12 protein-coding genes are annotated in these 18,380 nt (G+C 41.7%); 6 read left to right on the plus strand and 6 right to left on the minus strand.

Annotation, left to right across the window (positions count from 1 at the left end; translation table 11 throughout):
- The first annotated feature begins 28 nt into the window (after window positions 1-28).
- Window positions 29-469, plus strand: a complete 441-nt coding sequence (locus tag J4E76_RS15510) for a hypothetical protein (RefSeq protein ID WP_208505705.1) — start codon at window positions 29-31, stop codon at window positions 467-469.
- Here J4E76_RS15510 and J4E76_RS15515 read toward each other — a convergent pair.
- Entirely contained in the window at window positions 466-1,950 is a 1,485-nt protein-coding gene (locus J4E76_RS15515; protein WP_208505706.1) for a DUF5723 family protein, read from the minus strand. The genes J4E76_RS15510 and J4E76_RS15515 overlap by 4 nt on opposite strands.
- Window positions 1,951-2,460: 510 nt before the next feature.
- Between J4E76_RS15515 and J4E76_RS15520 the strand changes: the two genes are divergently transcribed.
- From J4E76_RS15520 to J4E76_RS15535, 4 genes are read left to right on the plus strand one after another with little or no spacing between them, the layout of a single operon-like run.
- Window positions 2,461-3,978, plus strand: a complete 1,518-nt coding sequence (locus J4E76_RS15520; RefSeq protein ID WP_208505707.1) for a S41 family peptidase — start codon at window positions 2,461-2,463, stop codon at window positions 3,976-3,978.
- Window positions 3,979-4,023: 45 nt separating this feature from the next.
- Window positions 4,024-6,840, plus strand: a complete 2,817-nt coding sequence (gene polA, locus J4E76_RS15525) for a DNA polymerase I (protein WP_208505708.1) — start codon at window positions 4,024-4,026, stop codon at window positions 6,838-6,840.
- Window positions 6,841-6,894: 54 nt separating this feature from the next.
- Complete coding sequence (locus J4E76_RS15530; RefSeq protein ID WP_208505709.1) at window positions 6,895-10,050, plus strand: triple tyrosine motif-containing protein; 3,156 nt, start codon at window positions 6,895-6,897, stop codon at window positions 10,048-10,050.
- Window positions 10,047-10,673, plus strand: coding sequence for a response regulator transcription factor (locus J4E76_RS15535; protein ID WP_208505710.1), 627 nt, complete (start codon window positions 10,047-10,049; stop codon window positions 10,671-10,673). Before J4E76_RS15530 ends, J4E76_RS15535 begins: the two co-directional genes overlap by 4 nt.
- On the opposite strand, the gene J4E76_RS15540 is transcribed toward J4E76_RS15535, so the two are convergent.
- Window positions 10,674-11,996: an SMP-30/gluconolactonase/LRE family protein gene (locus J4E76_RS15540; protein ID WP_208505711.1), complete on the minus strand. Its 1,323-nt coding sequence runs from the start codon at window positions 11,994-11,996 to the stop codon at window positions 10,674-10,676.
- Between the two features lie 149 nt (window positions 11,997-12,145).
- Between J4E76_RS15540 and J4E76_RS15545 the strand changes: the two genes are divergently transcribed.
- A complete protein-coding gene (locus J4E76_RS15545; RefSeq protein WP_370592814.1) occupies window positions 12,146-13,117 on the plus strand; it encodes a threonine/serine dehydratase in 972 nt (323 codons plus the stop codon).
- A 370-nt stretch (window positions 13,118-13,487) separates the two neighbouring features.
- On the opposite strand, the gene J4E76_RS15550 is transcribed toward J4E76_RS15545, so the two are convergent.
- The 4 genes from J4E76_RS15550 to J4E76_RS15565 form a co-directional block, all read right to left on the minus strand.
- On the minus strand, window positions 13,488-13,943 hold the full coding sequence (locus J4E76_RS15550) for a hypothetical protein (protein WP_208505712.1): 456 nt from the start codon (window positions 13,941-13,943) through the stop codon (window positions 13,488-13,490).
- Between the two features lie 43 nt (window positions 13,944-13,986).
- On the minus strand, window positions 13,987-14,520 hold the full coding sequence (locus J4E76_RS15555) for an RNA methyltransferase (RefSeq protein WP_208505713.1): 534 nt from the start codon (window positions 14,518-14,520) through the stop codon (window positions 13,987-13,989).
- A gap of 85 nt (window positions 14,521-14,605) precedes the next feature.
- Window positions 14,606-15,529, minus strand: coding sequence for a hypothetical protein (locus J4E76_RS15560; protein WP_208505714.1), 924 nt, complete (start codon window positions 15,527-15,529; stop codon window positions 14,606-14,608).
- A 275-nt stretch (window positions 15,530-15,804) separates the two neighbouring features.
- The gene (locus tag J4E76_RS15565; RefSeq protein WP_208505715.1) at window positions 15,805-18,219 is read right to left on the minus strand and encodes a TonB-dependent receptor; all 2,415 of its coding nucleotides are present in this window, start codon (window positions 18,217-18,219) and stop codon (window positions 15,805-15,807) included.
- Window positions 18,220-18,380 lie beyond the last annotated feature (161 nt).

Here is an 18,380-nt window from a genome sequence, read left to right on the forward strand (position 1 = left end):
TGCCCTGACTATAATTGAAAGATAAGTTATGAATTCCATCAAGACACCACAAACCATTTTCCCTAACTGGATGCGTGGTTTTCTACTTGTTTCAGCTGCATACAATATCCTCTGGGGTATCTTCATTGGCTACTTTACTGAGACGTTCTTTCAGTGGGTCACTGAGTCTGACGCTACAGCACCTGGTATAATCGAATGGCAAGGGAAATTTGTATTGTTAATGGCCGCTGTTTATTTAACATGTGCCATCCATCCGGGTAGGTTTTGGTACCTTTTGTTTGTTGCAGCCTTTACGAAGGTGGCAGGTGGTCTATGGTTCTATTTCAGTATTCTTGAACAACAAGTAGGAGATAAGGCCATTTTTCACCTATTAATGAACGATGGTATTTGGGTGCCTTTCTTGGTATTTATGGGCTTTAGGGCGATTGCATACAAGAAGGCAAAAAGCGCTGTGGAACAGGCGGCTTAGAAAAAGAGAAACTTCTTTCGCTTATAAAGGGGTGTTCTTTGTGATCTGGTGAACCCACTGCCCACTCTCGAAGAACCAAAGCAATAAGTCTTTTTTGAATTCGCCTTTAACTGATTCAAGCTGATGCTAAAGAATGCCCCTCCTGACTTTTTCTCTTTGGAAAATATAGACCCTAAACTGTGAGTACCAATAGTGAAGGCGCCATATCGTAGGGCAGCTCCAAGCTCTGAGTCTCCATCTAAATTGCGATAAAAAGGAAGGTAGAACCCCCCATAACCAGTTTCATAGCGAGGAGTAATGGTGATACTGCTTGGGTAATTGACTCTATAATCTGCCGGGATAAGGCCGGTTAAATCAAACCTACCAGCTACATTGAGATAAAAGTTATTCCAAAAATTGTAGTCATAATTAAGGTTTAGGGAAGTCGGTAAGGTAACCGTATAAGCTCCAGATTTGTCCTGAATTTGTAATACCGTTTCGAGTGAGTCCCGGACTTGCCGAAAGCTATCAAGGTTTCCAAAAAGGTCGTCAAAATTGATGTCACCTTGATTTGGCAGTATACCGGTGGCCGCAAAAGCAGCAGATCCTTGTTCAAATCTCATGACCCCGATGTCGGTGATGGAAATTCCCAGTCTGAACTCATAGGTAATATCAGGCTTGAGTCTTGTTTCTCTGTTTCCACTAGGGTCTTCTCGATACGCGACTCTCTCATACACTACTCCAATATCTCCTCCAGGCTTAAAACCAGTACCCTTTGGTAGTCTATTGAAGCTTTGTGTACCATCAAACTGTTGGAAATCATCAAGGGTAGATGAGTAACCGAGCTCAGCCTCTAAATTCGTAAACTGTGCAAGTCCCGCACCGGTAATGTTGTAATCAATATCCTGTACAGTAGCCCACACATTGGCTAAAGGGTTGATCAATTTGAATGTCGCGCCCACCTTCCAGCGATGAAAGCCATCATCTTTTTTTACAAAGGCATAACTGAAAGCCACTTCTTGCCACAGGCTAGTAGCAAAGTCACCCTTCTGGTTGGAAACGGTCGTATTTAGGAAGCGCGAGTCGGTAAAGCGATTTACCTGAGTAATAAACTGGGGTGAAAGATCATTGACACTGCTCACTGATCTTAAACGAAACTGTAAGGCAATTCCCTGATTTCTTGGTAAAGAAAGCATAGCTGATAGTCCTCCTAAGCCCACATTTGCATGTAAAAATCTAGGGTCTAAATCTACATACCTTATAAGGCTCGTGCCCTCTGCGTTGGTTCTGGTAAATCCAATATTATTGGTTAAGTAGTAGTTGGCATTGATCAAATTGAAATCGAATTTATAGGGAGAATCTGCGATAGATGCAGGCTGCGTTCTGGCACCCAGGACACCCGAGAAGTCAGATGTTATAAACCCATTGAACTCTTGAGCCCTAAGGTTTGGGGCGATGAGAATTAGGGATAAAAAAAGTACTCTCCGATTTATAATGACCAAAAATGATTAGGGATTACCTTAAAATTACGACTAGTACAGCAGATTATTTTATGTAAACCACGGATTTCGTGAGATATTGGCAGAATCTTTCTTTTTAATGGTCAAATAGATATTTGGCCAAAGAGTATTTTGTCAAATTTGATTCTTAGAGAAGATACTCAATTTAAGAGTATATACATGCATTGATAAAGAGCAGGGAAATGTATGTGAACGGCATAAAAATTTGTGACGAACGACTTTTTTCTGTATGTTTGAACTCTTTCACAAGAACACCTCCTTACTATCTTCTTATAATCTACCCTCAGGTATTTCGCTAAAACAACCTGTATACTTCCTATTGCGCTAAGTCGAACGAGCGCTACCTCATAATTTTTCCTACGCCCTGATTTCTCAGGGTGATCATTGGAGGTTTATTGCCGAACTCTTTAAATCTCACTTTCATGTAAAGCCAAGTCGAACGGGCAATTGAAAGATCTACGATGAAGTCACCCTGGCTTAAAAACCGGGGTTATGAAAAGAAATTTAATTACAATCAATAAGGTAGTATTGGTCGGTCTGTTAGTACTGACAAATACATTTTCCCTTTTATCTAACAACTATAATCGAACAATTACTCGTAAAGAGGCTGCTGATGATCTGGAAGTTTACTTTCAGATCATCGACAAGCAGCACGGTAATCCTTACCAGTACATCAGCCGCCAGGCTTTTCAAAAATTGGTAATGGATCAAGTGGCTTCTCTTCCTGATGCTATTACTTTCAAACAATTTGAAGTGCTACTTGCCGAACTCAACAATACGCTTCGTTGTGGACATACAAAAGTGGGAATGGACAGATCCGTTGTTCGCCAAGACTTTGATTTACCTCAGTTTTTTCCTTTGCCAATAAAGATTATTCAGGGCAAGGCTTACCTTGACTTTGAGCGTAGTGATATTCCTCATGGTGCCGAATTATTGAGTATTAATGATGAAGACATTCCAAGTCTTTTACCGGAACTCATAAACCTTACAGTCACTGATGGTTTCAGTGAAACAAAACCTTTAAGAGAAGTAGAAAGCAAATTTGGCTATTATTACTTCTTAAAAAACGGTGCTTCTTCTAGCTTCTCAGTAAGCTATAAGGACCCTATTGGTCAAGTTCGACAAGTGGTTGTTGAAGGCGTGGCGGGAAATACCATGCTGGCGAACAATTACTACAGACCAATCAACATGTCGCATGAGCGATACAATCGGTTTACGAACCTTGATGCGATCGACTCCCTTCAGACGCTCGTTTTAACATTGAATACATTCCAGGCTAACCCGGACTGGTTTGATCAAAAGTTAGGATCACGTTACAATGAGGAAGACAAGGAGTTCGACTTTGAAAATCTCGTTATTGATCTGAGAATAAACGAGGGGGGCGATCGCAGATTGTTGAACACTATGTATCAGTTTTTAACTGGTAATAGACTCAACGATCCGTCAAAAACGTACACCCGATCTCAAAACATCGAAATGAAGCAATATGTAGCTTCAATTAATGGCCGCTTAAAAAGCGATGAGTCATTGCAGGGAGCTGAGGACTACATTCAGAAATATTTCAATTCATCTAAAGAAGATCGCTTCGAAGCACCATTGCTTAACTGGTATGATGAATTTGAAGGAACGGTCGATTACAAAGGCGCTAGGTTCGAAGGCAATGTTTATGTTCTAATCTCAGGTAGAACCTTTTCTGCAGCAGCTGACCTTGCTAGAATATTAGGCCAGATGGATAATGTCATTTTAATTGGAGAAGAGACTGGAGGAGCCCATGTAGGTAGAGCAGCCAACATGTTGGTAAACTACAGCTTGCCGAACACAAGCTCAACACTACAGGTGCCAGTTATTTATGAAGAGTTTGTGAACGTATCTGCTGACAATGCAGGCAGAGGAACATTCCCGGACTACTCCGTGCAGACAACGTTTGAAGACCTTATAGAAAAGAGAGACTCAGTTTTTGAGTATACGATTGGTTTAATCAGTCAGCGTAATTCTTTCGGTTCGAATTAAGCAAATTCCTCTTTCTCAGTTTTCCGGAATACTTACCTTTATAATATGAGTAAACCGGAAAAAACCCTTTTTCTTTTAGACGCAATGGCGCTCATTTATAGAGCCCATTTTGCTTTTAGTAAAAACCCAAGAATTAACTCAAAAGGTCTCAATACAGGAGCACCTTTCGGTTTTACCAATAGCCTGTACGAAATAATAGACAAGCGAAAGCCATCACACATAGCAGTGGCTTTTGATACCAGCGCCCCGACTTTCCGGCATGTGCAATACGAACCATATAAGGCAAATCGCGAAGAAACTCCGGAAGACATAAAGATTGGTACACCCATCATTAAGGACATCGTGAGAGCCTTCAATATTCCTGTTTTGGAACTAGATGGCTACGAAGCCGATGACGTCATCGGTACTTTCGCTAAAAAGGCTGCGCGTCAAGGGTTTGAGGTTTTTATGATGACACCAGATAAGGACTATGGTCAGCTGGTAGAAGAGCATGTTTACTTGTATAAGCCAGCCTTTATGGGCAATGGCGTAGACATTATGGGAATCCCAGAAGTGTTAGCCAAATGGGATATAGAACGGATTGATCAAGTGGTAGATATGCTTGGTTTGCAAGGTGATGCTGTGGATAACATCCCTGGAATCCCGAGTGTTGGGCCTAAGACTGCAGCCAAATTGTTGAAGGAATACGACACAGTAGAAAACATTGTGGCGCATGCCCATGAATTAAAGGGGAAGCTTGCCGAAAAAGTTGCTGAGTTCGGACAACAAGGAATTCTGTCAAAAGAGCTGGCACGTATTGAAATTGAGGTGCCTATAGAATTCATAGAGGAAGATTTGGTTTATAAAGGGCCAAATGTTGAAAAGCTGACAGAAATATTTGAAGAGCTTGAATTCAGAACGACACTGAAGAGAATACTGGGGCAACCAACATCCCCAGCGCCTAGGACATCCAAACCTAAACCAGCAGCTTCAGAGCAGATGGGACTGTTTGCTGATGACGCACCAACGCTAGAATCTTCTTCGGAGGAAATGGCTATTCAGGAAAAGAGTAACCTAGCCAGTACGGAACATGATTATCATTTAATAGACACTCCAGAGCTAAGGCAACGCCTTGTGAAATACTTGCTACTCCAAAGCGAGATATGTTTCGATACAGAAACCGACAACCTGGAGCCTATCGAGGCAAATATGGTCGGTTTGGCATTTTCGTATCGTCAGGGAGAAGCTTATTACGTTCCAACACCACCTGACGACAGGGAAGAAACCCAACGGATAGTTGAAGAGTTTCGATCTGTTTTTGAAAGTGAAAGCATTGCTAAGATCGCTCAGAATGCCAAATACGATGTCCAGATTTTGAAGAATTATGACGTGGAGGTGAGAGGTCCCATTTTCGATACCATGTTGGCTCACTATCTGATTGACCCTGATACACGACATAATATGGATGTCCTATCCGAGAATTACCTGAACTATACTCCGGTCTCCATTACCGAACTGATTGGAAAGAAAGGAGTGAAGCAAGGTAACATGAGGGATGTGCCTGTCCACCAAGTAGCCGAATATGCTGGTGAGGATGCCGACATAACCTATCAGCTCAAAAACTGTCTTGAGCCTATGTTGGAAGAAGGGCAGCTTAAGAAACTCTTAAATGAAGTTGAAACGCCACTTATGCATGTGCTGGCGGATATTGAGTATAATGGTGTTAAAATCGACACTAATACACTGGCTGCTATGTCCAAAGAACTGGAGGAAGAAAGCCGTAAGGCACAGGCAGCCATCTTCGAGATGGCAGGTGAAGAGTTCAATATTGCCTCGCCTAAGCAATTGGGTGTAGTGTTGTTCGATAACCTAAAACTTGTCGATAAACCCAAAAAGACAAAGACAGGACAGTATGCAACTGGGGAAGATATACTTTCCAAACTCGCTGTGGAACATGATATCGCCAGACTTATTCTTGAATTCAGAGAGTACCAAAAACTTAAGTCTACTTATGTGGATGCCTTGCCTACCATGATTAGCCCTGTGGACGGATTGGTGCATACAGATTACAGGCAAGCCGTAGCTGCTACAGGCAGGTTAAGTTCAAATAACCCGAATCTTCAGAACATTCCTATTCGTACACCGAAGGGAAGAGAAATAAGAAAAGCCTTTGTTCCGCGGTCAGAAGAATTCACCCTTCTTGCAGCTGATTATTCTCAGATCGAATTACGAATTGTGGCTTCTTTTGCCGAGGATGAAAGTATGATAGAGGCGTTCAAATCTGGTAGAGACATCCACTCCACCACCGCTTCAAAAGTCTTTAATGTTCCATTGGAAGATGTAGACCGTGATATGCGTAGAAAGGCAAAAGAGGTGAACTTTGGACTTATTTATGGAATCTCTGCCTTTGGGCTGGCACAGAATATTGGTATTTCAAGAACTGAAGCCCAACAAATTATCACTGCCTACTTTAATGAGTTCCCAGGAGTGAAAAGCTATATGGATGCTCAGGTAAATAAAGCCAGAGAGTTTACATATGTGGAAACTATCTTGGGTAGAAGACGCTACTTGAGAGATATTCACTCTAAAAACATGACAGTTCGTGGGCACGCAGAACGAAATGCTATCAATGCTCCAATTCAAGGAAGTGCAGCAGATATGATCAAGGTGGCAATGATCAATATCCATGACTGGATGAAGAAAGGCAATATGAAGTCGAAGATGATCATGCAGGTGCATGATGAATTGGTCTTTGATGTTCATAATTCTGAACTGGAAATCATGAAGACAAAGATCCCTGAATTAATGATGGGAGCCGTTGAGTTAGATGTACCTATGGACGTAGAAGTAGGCGTTGGCCAAAATTGGCTTGAAGCACATTAACATTATCACATGAATATGTGAATTGGCTCAAGTTAGAATTCCTTAACTTGAACCATGTCTTTGCGACTTTTGACGCGTTCCATTCTACTCTTATTTGCCTTCCTTTTCGGTTCGTTATTATCGCTTCAACATCATTTAGTTGCGCAGACAATTACTGTCCAAAGTTTCACTTCCGAACAAGGTTTATCTACCGATGATGTCAGAGACATTCATGAGGACCGCTTTGGTTATAAATGGATATCCACGGGGCATGGCCTTAACAAATTCGATGGATATAACTTCGAGGTTTTCCGACATAACCCGCAAGATGCTTATTCACTCCAAGCCAATAGCCAAGGGAAACTGTTTGAAGACTTGCAAGGTAATATTTGGGTGACACTGGATATTGGAGGGGTAAATAAGTATGATCGTGCCTCTAGAAGGTTCTTTTTCTACAACTACGATAGTCAGAAACCTGAGGACCAAAACAACTTTGTTACAACAATGATTTTCGACACCCATAGTAGGGCCTGGGTGGGTACAAGTGAAGGCATAAATTTGATAGATGAGGAGACCAGAAAATTCATTCCTGTTTCTGTACTTGGCAGTAAAGAGGTGAACGTCATAAGTGTTTTCGAGAGTGGAAATGGTGATGTCTGGATGACAGCTTCAGAGGGACTTTTTCTGTATAACGCATCAGAGGGGCAGTTTAAGCCGATACTGTATCAAGAAGCTCCTATAATCAACGGTACTAAATTAGTCGAAATTGATAAAGAACTTTGGCTCGCTACTTTCGACAATGGGCTTTATCACATAAGTCTCTCTGATAAGCAAGTAGCCAAAGTTGATATTGACCTGAAAGGTACTTTCATTACTAATCTTTTCAGACGGAACGATAATGCATTGATTATTTCGCTGAGCCAAAAAGGAGCCTACGAGTTAGTGGATGGTAATAAATTAAAGAGCCTAACTAATGGCCTAGAGGAAGAGAGGTTTTTAGTAGCTCATGGAAATTCGAAAAACCACGATTTACTAATTATTACAATGAATAATGAGGCGTTGATGCTTAGGGCAAATGGTTCACTGGAATCTTTATGGAGGTCCAATTACATTTTTTCATCACTCTATTTGGGTGATTTGGAGAATGGTTTGTGGCTTGGCTCACGAGGTGGTGGTATAATTCAGGCTTCGAATAACTTGGACTACTTCGAGCTTGTCAACTGGAAGGGGGAAGATAGGTTGGGTAGTTCCAAATATGCGACTATTGTGGGAAAGTCATCCGAAGGCGAGATTTATCTGACAACGACAAAGGCGCTGATAGCGCTTGATCCAGTTACCAAGAACCCCATATCGGTTTTTGAGTACGCGGCTAAAAGTTTTGATCAATCCATTACAATGGTATGGGATAATCAGGATGATATCTTAATTGGTACGCGCGATGGCTTTTATAGATTGGGTAAAAAGACTAGAACGCTTGAAAAAGCGGCTGACCTGAAAGTTTCTGGAGGAATATTGGACTTCTTATATGACAACAAGGGAGATCTTTGGACCATAAATGATGAGCGATTAGTCAAACAAACAAAGGATGAATTTGTAGACTTGAAACAGTTGGAGAGTGCTCCCCAACAGTTCAAATCTGCTACGGGAAGGCGCCTCTTTGTTGATTCAGAGCAAACAATATGGTTTGCAACGGTCAGGGAAGGGATGTTTCGCATCATTGAGCATAATGGTTCCTACGAGATAAAGCAGTTTAAGTACTCAGGTATCAGAGTGTCGGGTTTTCAAAGCCAAACAGTCAATGATGTTTTCGAAGATAGCCAAGGTCGTTTGTGGGTTGGAGGCTTTAGTAGTGGTTTGATAGAATTTGATCGAAAGAATGAAGAATGGATTACTCACACCCCTCAGGGGTCCATGCCTATACCAAACATTCAATCCATTCAGGAGGCGGATAATGGAGTCTTGTGGATTTCATCAATTAATGGCTTGCATAGTTATAGACCCGACCAACGACAGTTTAAGCATTATACAAATCGCAATGGACTTCCAGGCAACACATTTAGACTCCAGTCTTCCATCAAAACGCATTCTGGTAAGCTGTTTTTTGGTTCGACAAAGGGTATTACCTATTTCGATCCGATGGAAGTAAAAGATCAAATGACCTATCCAAATGTTCAAATCGAAAGTGTTAGGCTGTTTGATGAATTGGTTCAGAAAGAAGCACCAATTCAAGAAGTGGATGAACTAGAGTTTAGGTATAATCAGAACTTTATTGGCTTTGACTTTATCGCAATCGACTATCTCAACCCTAACGATATTGTTTACTCCTATATGCTCGAAGGGGTAGATGATACATGGTCAAATAGCACGAAGCTAAGATCCGTCAATTATGCCAGCCTCTCCCCGGGTTCTTATACTTTTAAGGTTAGAGCAGGAAGGGATTCTGGTGATTGGGGACCTAATGAAAAGACATTAATAATTAACATACTAAGTCCTTTTTGGCAGAGATGGTGGTTCTATTCCATCGTTTTCGTACTGGTTTGTTCAGTTCTGTATGGTATCCATCATTTTCGAGTTCAACAGAAAATTCAACGACTTTCTTTCATGGAGTCTATTAGAAAGAAGGCTGCCGCTGACTTTCATGACGAGATGGGTAACAAACTCACGAGAATAGCGCTTTTCTCGGAAGTGTTAGAACGGCAAATGAATGGTTCAAACCCTGATGCAACAGCCTATGTCCAGAAGATCAAACACAATTCAAGAAATCTGAATAATTCAATGCGCGATTTTCTTTGGGCCCTAGACCCAAAGAAGGATTCGGCTTACGACTTGGCAACTATGCTGAAGGATTTTGGAGAAGAGCTCTTCGATAAAACAACCATTGCTTTCTCTGCTGATCAGATACCTACTGACCTCCAAGGTATCAATCTGACGATGGATTGGAAGCGACATTTGATCATGACATTCAAAGAAGCGATGCACAATGTGCTAAAGCATTCTGATGCAGAGAATGTCTCGCTTAGTTTCAAGTATGAAAATGATCAGCTTGAAATTCTTTTGCTAGATGATGGTCAGGGTTTTGATCTGGGAGGACATCATGAAGGTTATGGAATAAGAAACATGAGATCAAGAGTAAAAGAATTGGGCGCAGAGATTGAAATTGACACTACGATTGGGTCAGGAACGAAAATAAGATTCGAAGGAAAGCCATCAATAATTGAAAGCAAATCATGAGTGAAAACATAAGATTGAATATTGTTGAAGACGATCCTGAGATTAGGAGCAACTTGGCACTGATTATTAATACCAGTGAGGGGATGATTTGCGACCGGACTTTTGAAAATGCCGAAAGCTTTCTCGAAAACCTTGAGCTTCAGAACCCAGACATTGTACTGATGGATATTTCATTGCCCGGTATTACGGGAATTAAGGCGGTGGAAAAGATGAAGGAAAAGATGCCCAACATAGAAGCGCTGATGCTCACCGTTCATCAAGACGATCAATTAGTGTTTGATTCCTTGTGTGCCGGTGCATCGGGTTATTTGGTCAAAAGTACGCCTCCACAAAGAATCATTGAAGCCATTCGTGAGGCAATGAGTGGTGGTGCACCGATGAGTACGAGCATTGCGCGTATGGTGGTGAAGTCATTTAGAAAACAGACTGAATCAGACCTCACCGAAAGAGAAATGGACGTTCTCGATCAACTTTGTAAAGGGAAGAGCTACAAACTAATTGCAGATGCTCTTTTCATAAGCCAAGACACGGTAAGGTCTCACATTAAGAGTATCTACAAAAAGTTAGAAGTCAACTCAAAGTCGGAAGCTGTCGCAAAAGCCCTCAAAGATCGACTTGTTTAGCTATTGACGCTTGAAACGCACTCTTTTTAAGTAAGTAGGTTTGATATCACTATTGGCGGGAGTTCCGGTTAATGGTTTGGAGTCGTTGATGTACAAAAACTGTCCATCAGGACTGAACTCAAGGTCATTTGGTAGGGACAGGCCGCCTTGCAATGCATTTCCTTCTTGATGGCCTCTATTACCACTACCTACTATTAACTCACTATTGCCGTCCAAATCGACTTTGTACACTTGATTTGATGCCCTGGCTACCACATACAAATTGTCTTGATAGAATGTTAAGTGCCCATTGTTGCCCCCTGGGAATCCTACTAGCACGGATGATGTTCCTTGAGGGTCAATCTTGACCACGTTAGCACTACTAAAATTGGCCACGTACAAATTCCCATCATTGTCTATTGTGATTCCGTTTGGACAGGCGAATAGATTTCCACTAGCAAAAACGCTTACCTCACCTCCAGGTGTGACTTTCTTGACTGTATTGTCACCACAGTTGGCCACATACAAATTTCCAGCATTGTCGAATACGACACCTACTGGAGATGACATTCCTGAAACGAAAGGAGATACTTGTCCCGAAGAATTAATCGTACTCACGCTGCCTCCTTGAATGTTTGATTGGTAGAGTAGAGAGCCATCAGCATTGAAGGTATTGCCAGAAGCGCCTACTAGACCATTAGCAAATACACTGGCTTCACCTTCAGGAGTAATTTTGTAAACCAACGTACCTGGAGGACTGCCGAGTGATTGCCCAAAATCTGCACAATAGATATTGCCTTCGCTATCTACCTCTAAACCACCTGTACCTATGGGCAATTCAGCCATTATTTCTAGCACATCTGCATTTTCAAGCGTAACGGGATTTGATTGGTTACTCAGCTTGTTGGCTGTCACATTAGTGCCGTCTCCAATGGCCAAGACGAACACACTGTATGTCTCTCCTTCAACAATTTCATTTCCTTCTACGTCTAATAACCCAGCATTTAGGTTTGTACTAATATTACCTCCTGTCTTTGAAATCCGGAAGTAGCTGCTCGCAGGTAATGCTTCAATCGAGGCTAGAGATAGGTTACTAATAGCAGATTGCTTGGTGATAATTGCCCGGTATTCTTGAACAAAACCTTCATTGACTGAAACGTCAAATGATACTCTGAAATCTGAGGCATTGGCGTTATTATTAAGGTCTGTGATGACTAGGCTGGCCACTGCTATTGAGGGTTCAGGAGTTCCTCCATCATCGCCACCTTCATCACTTCCACATGAAAAAGATGAGATCAAGATTACTATTAAGCAAAGGATTGAGGTTATGGTTGGTTTTAGCATCAGTAAGTATTTGCAGCTAAAACGAGATCAAGGAGAAAAGCAGCGTCAATTTTGCAAAAACCACATGTTTATGTAGGTTCCAATAAAAATGGAGATTGAAAGAATTGTGTTTAACAGGACTACCAATGAATGTATAAAAATCGATAAGTTTGAATCAGACTTTAACCAGACCTATGGAGTTTCCTGTTTCACTTCAAGATATTCAAACAGCTCATCAAAGAATAGTGCCTTATGTACACCGAACGCCTATCTTGACATCAGAAAGTGTCAATGAAATAGCGGGTTGCGAGCTCTATTTTAAGTGTGAGAACTTTCAGAAAGTTGGAGCTTTTAAAGCTAGAGGAGGGGTAAATGCAGTGCTGTCATTACCTGAGGAACAAAGGAAAAAGGGAGTTGTTACCCATAGCTCTGGAAATCACGCTCAGGCCATTGCGATGGCTGCGAAAATGGCTGGAATTCCTGCGTATATCGTTATGCCCAAAACTGCACCCGAAGTAAAAAGGAAGGCTGTGGCTGGTTATGGTGCTCAAATCACACTTTGCGAACCCACTCAACAGTCAAGGGAAGAAAATGCCGTTCGCATCCAAGATGAAACAGGGGCTACTTTCATTTCACCTTACAATGACTATTCGGTAATCACAGGTCAGGCCAGTTGTGCTAAGGAGCTGATGGAAGATCAGCCTGGCTTGGATGCAATTATTGCTCCGGTTGGTGGTGGAGGTTTAATGGCTGGCACCCTGCTATCAGTCCACTATATGGACAATAAAATTGATGTTTATGCCGGTGAGCCGGAAGGAGCTAAGGACACCTACCTCTCGATGCAGACAGGAGAGATTACAAAAGTAGATCACCCGAATTCTATTGCAGATGGCCTTTTGGCGAGTATGGGAGAAAAGAACTTCGGTATAATTAAGCCTTTAATAAAAGATGTTTTCCTAGTCACTGATCAAGAAATCATTGAAGCCATGCGCTTGATTTGGGAACGTATGAAAATCATTATCGAGCCTTCCTGTGCAGTTCCAATGGCAGCTTTGCTTAAGAACAAAGAAGTCTTTGCTGGCAGAAAAGTCGGAATGATTTTAACAGGAGGAAATGTTGATTTGGCAAAACTTCCATTTTGATATGCCTACCGTCCCATGGAATAAATTGCCCTGGTGGTATTACTTAATGGCTTTTGCCGTTTTAATGCTTCTGCTTTTGTTGGCCTAAAGCCCTCCTGTCTTGCGCCTTCGCTGGAGCTTCAGCGTAAACGTTCGATCATCTCCCCTTTAAAAGGGAGGAGTAGACTAGAGTCTTCAATAACCAAGGTGAATAAGTTCCCCTCCTTTTAAAGGAGGGGTTAGGGGTGGTTAACCCACTCAACTATTTGGTAGATGCCAAGGGATTAATCCTCCGTCCTTGTTGGTGTTGTCACCAACAAGTTGATGAACATAATCTAAAAGCTAGGATCATTTCACTACCTGATATGCCTTATAAGTTTTCTTGTGAGATTTAATTAGTATTAACAGGAGCATGGGGATTAATCTCGCGCAGCTTTTCTTCAAGAGCTCTCAGGTCTTTCAGCTTCATCCAGCTCACCTTTATCTTGTGTTGCAGCATTTCTTCTTCGGTGTTCAAAATATTAAGCCCAATGTGGAGATGATCAGTTTCGAAATAGCTGTCAAAGTTGTACTTGTTGATCAACAAAGAGTCCTGTTTTTTGGAGAATAAACGTTGAGAATTGATGACCATTCCGCCATCTGCTTCGGTCGCATGGATATATACCGGCCAATTGATGACCGAAGACATAAAACCAAAGATTGGAGCGAAAGCTGCTAGGAGTATTAGCCCTGGTAGTTCGGGCGCTATGATGAATTTATATATGAATATAAAGACGACAAATAACCCGTAGAAGTAGAGTAGAAACTTGAATCGATTGACCTTGCCTTTGTTGTTGATATCTTTCATGTTGACCTATTATTCTAATGGTGAATTTACACGATTTGAATAACTATCCGAACTTCATTTTCGAAACTAGATCCCAAAGCACTACACCTATGCTCACTGAGATATTTAAAGAGTGTTTTGTACCGAACTGGGGGATTTCTATGCAGCCATCAGCATAAGCGACAATTTCCTCTTCGACTCCAAAGACCTCGTTGCCGAAAACTATCGCTAACTTTTGATTTGCGACTGGCTCGAAAGCTTCAAGAGAAATGGAATCTTCTACCTGCTCCACGGCCATTAGAGTATAACCTTGAGTTCTTAAAGCCTTACAAGCCTGCATAGTATTTTCGTAATGGGTCCACTCTACAGACTCGGTGGCTCCTAATGCCGTTTTATGAATCTCTCTATGTGGCGGTTGGGCAGTGATGCCACAAAGTGCAATACTTTCAATGGCAAAGGCATCCGCAGTGCGGAAGGCTGACCCCACATTATGCATACTTCGTACGTTATCGAGTATCAAAACGATGGGTGTCTTTTCAGATTCCTTGAATTGATTAAGGTCTGGTCTGTTTAGTTCTTCGTTTTTGAGTTTCCGCATCTAAGGCAAAAATATAAAAACTGCCCACTCCTTGCGAGTGGACAGCCCAAAACAACACCAATCAATAATTTTGTCAAATGATGTATTAGCGAGCAGCTCGGCTGTTCTTGGAAATCACCAGGTATTTAGAGATTTGCCAGAATGATTCTGGATCTGTGATTTCGAGGATCTTTGTACTCTCATTTTCTCCCGGAAGGATTTGATATGATCCACTAGGGTGATTGCTGACCAAAGAGAGCGTGCTAGCCTGAATCTTGAGTTGGCTGACTCTGCGCCTGTCAAGCTCCATGAACTGCGTTTTATCGGCATCATCTTGAAGAGCAACGCTGCGACCTATGAACCCGAGGAATCCACCTTCCTTGTCTACTACTCCTTTGGCCTGTAAGTCTTCGAAGGTACCAACGGCCAAGTAGCTTTTGTTCAACTCATCATTAAGCGCGGTGAGCTGTGTTACTTCAAGCTCTTTTTCACCGATTATTTCCACTTTGGCATTGAGCGTAGTGTTCAATGAATCTTTTTGGCTGGCTAATAATGCCAGAGCCTCGTCTTTGTTAACCAATTCAGTTTTGAGATTACCAATAATGGTTTGTCTATCACTTAAGTCGGCTTGAAGTGCGTTGATTCTTTTTTGGAATACACCCAGTTTTAAGTCTGTACTTTTAACCTTATCAGAGAGAGTTTTGATATTCTCATTCGATCGTAAAATCAAGTCATCAATCATGGCGATTTCTCTCATGATGTTTTCTTTCTTTCCACTATTCAGTGGCTCTTGACTCTGTCCGTGGACTAGGTTTTCTTTTTCGACAATGGTCCCGATTTGGTCTTCGACTTCTGTGATAAGCCCCATGACTTCTTCAAATGCTGACTCCTTGCGAATGACTTCTTTTTCCAGCTTCGCAAACTGACCTTCCAGCACCTCTTTTTCTTTGTTGGTGGAGGAAATTCCGAACCACATGGCGATAGTTAATGCTCCGAGCAATACCATGCTCACTTTTAATGTTTGTTTCATCTTCCTTAGGTTTTAATGTTAAAAATTCGATTAAAAAATATGCTGAATCAGACCCGTGAGGACGGATTCTTGTGACGCATAGCGGAAGGTTTAGATCGGTGGTTTTGAGAATAGGTTTGTGATGATTCTCGACTTTATAACGAGAAGTTTAGTTGATATTGTACGAGTGAACGAAAAAATTAGTTAAAACTTTTTACACAAAGAAAAAGGGACCAAAAATAGCCCCTTCCTCTTGTAATATCTTCATGGCAAATTGCCATCAAAGCGTTGTATGCTTAAAGAGTCCAATCAATTCCCAAACTTGTAAACCTAGTCAAGCCAACTCTTATTCCTTGTGGCCTTCTTGATGAAATATATCGCTCATTGGAAAGGTTCTTTATAGACAAATTAATCGACAGATTCTCGACTTTTGGGAAGTCGTAGATCAATTGAAGGTCTGTTAAGAAGTAGCTGTCAAGCTTACCTATTCTACCATTGGCAGAAGGCACCACCGTATTCAAAGGATCAGTGAATTGTTCTCCTACAAAAGTATTAGTCACTCTTGCCGTTAGGCCAAAAGGTGAGGCAATGGTAAGAGCAGACGAAAGTAGGGTTTGAGGAGCATAGGGAGTTTGGTTGCCGGATAGGTTTACAGATTCAGTGCCAATATTTTGGAATCTATCGGCAGCAAAGGTGGCATTTTGAAAAGTCGCTGTTACATCAAGCAAGACATTATATTGCACATCACGAATTTCTGATAAGTCAAAGCTTAAGCCGACTTCAATACCCTCATGAGTGGTTTCACCACCATTGATCAAACCAGACCCAGTGCCTCCGGCAGACTCAGATACAGGAATTATCTGATTCGAGAAGTCAAGGTAGAAGCCAGTGACTTCAGCATAAAGTCCTTTCGTAAGTGACGTTCTAAGGCCTAATTCATAATTCCAGCTAAGTTCAGCATCCAATTGCTGTACAACACCAGCAGATGTGATGGCGTCTTTCACGCGTGGAGGGGCGAATCCTCTATGAATACCACCAAAGAGGTTAATATCTCTATTCAGTTGATAATTGAAGCCTAAACCCGGGATAATTTCCGATACGCTCGATCCGTTTACAATACTCGTGTCTCTTACCTCTCCGCCAAATTTATTTCTAAATACATGGCGTTCGAAATCATAGAACTCGGCTCTCAAGCCAGCATCAATGCTAAACTTTGAACTCAGCTTGAATTTGTTTTGTACAAAGGCACTGATTGCATTGCCAGTTCTGTCTTCATCAGTAATTAGGTCACCAGAATCCGAAGTCGGGAAACTACCATTGACCCTTTGTTCATACCCTTTTTCATAGATATAACGGTATCCGGCAGTTAGCTCGTTGTTGATGGAACCGAGGTTGTACTCTAGGTTTATGCGTTGCTCGAAGCCAGCTACCTCGAACTGCCTGTTTCTGTTACCAGTGCCGTTTCTCATATAAATGGCTCCTCCTGGTATAGATGTATCTCCCCAAACTACGCCTGATAGGTTGCTAGCCGTTGGACTATATGAGAAATCTTGCCTTCTCCAGTTACGCGTTGTGCTATAGGCGTAGGCCATGGTTTGAAGGTTAAGCCTATCGTTTATACGATAATTATGCGTAAGGCTAATAGAGTTTCTATTCACATTTAGTCTATCATCTGGAGCAACATTAGTAAAGTCATTTCCCCCTTGATCGTACATGACCTGAGTAATGCCGACATATGTAGAATTAGAAGTCTCTCGGTATAAACCAAACTTCAATCCGAGCTGAGAGCGATCAGACATACGGAAGTTGATTTTGCCTGTAAAATCATTGATGTCGAATGTAGAAACCCCAAGTCCGTCAGCTTGTTTTCTTAATAGGTTGAATTGTACACCAGTATTTCCGAAGGTGTTTCCATAGCCCAAAAGGCCACTGAAATAACCATTTTGTCCACCTCGCAACTTTAGGCTCACAGTTTCATCCTCAGATGGATTTGCTGTAATGTAATTGACTACTCCTCCTATGGTTCTAGGACCATAAAGGATTTGACCACTACCTTTTAGTACCTCAACCCCTGCCATTCGATCGATCGAAGGCGTGTAGTAGGCATCGGGTTCTCCATAGGGGTTTAAGGCCACTGGAATTCCATCCTCAAGTACAAGAACATTTCTACTCCTGTCTGGGTCAAGGCCTCGAATACCAATGTTTGCTCTAAGGCCAAGTCCTTCTTCTTCTACCACGTGAACCCCAGAAACTCGCCTAAACGCCTCATTACCACTTATGGGACTGAGTAACTTCAGCTCAGCCTGACTGAGGTAGTCTGCAGAACCCGGAATCTTTGTGAATAATTGATCACGAGAAGCGATGATTGTAAGTTGAGGCACTTCATAAACACTTTCTTCAAACTCGAAGCTTAGTGTAAGGAGGTCCCCTGCATCAACTTTGATGTTTTGTCTAATGGTGATAAAGCCTACAGATGAAATTTTGAGTATGTATTCTCCAGGCTTCACTCCAGCAAGTTTGAAGGAGCCATTCTCATTTGTAGCTTTCCCTAGGGGTGTGTTTTCTAGTATCACAGAAGCGTAGGGAATGGCGACTCCATCTTTGCCTTTTACTTTGCCCCTAATTGTAGCCGAATTTTGAGCTAGAATTGAGGTACCCGCCAGTGCCAAAAAGACAAGGGATATAGTTAGTTTTCTGAGGTGACTGTTCATCTTTTCTTTGTTTTTATAATCTGAGGGCACAAAAGTCTTTCTTATTTAGAATAAATCCAAATAAAAATAAGAACATATTCTTAGGCCCTCTTATTCTGAGAGTTACTGAAGAAAACCAATCAATTATTTACTATTTTTGACCCTAATAGAAATCGAACTCC

It is taken from the genome of Roseivirga sp. E12, from assembly GCF_017592825.1.
GTDB lineage: Bacteria > Bacteroidota > Bacteroidia > Cytophagales > Cyclobacteriaceae > Roseivirga.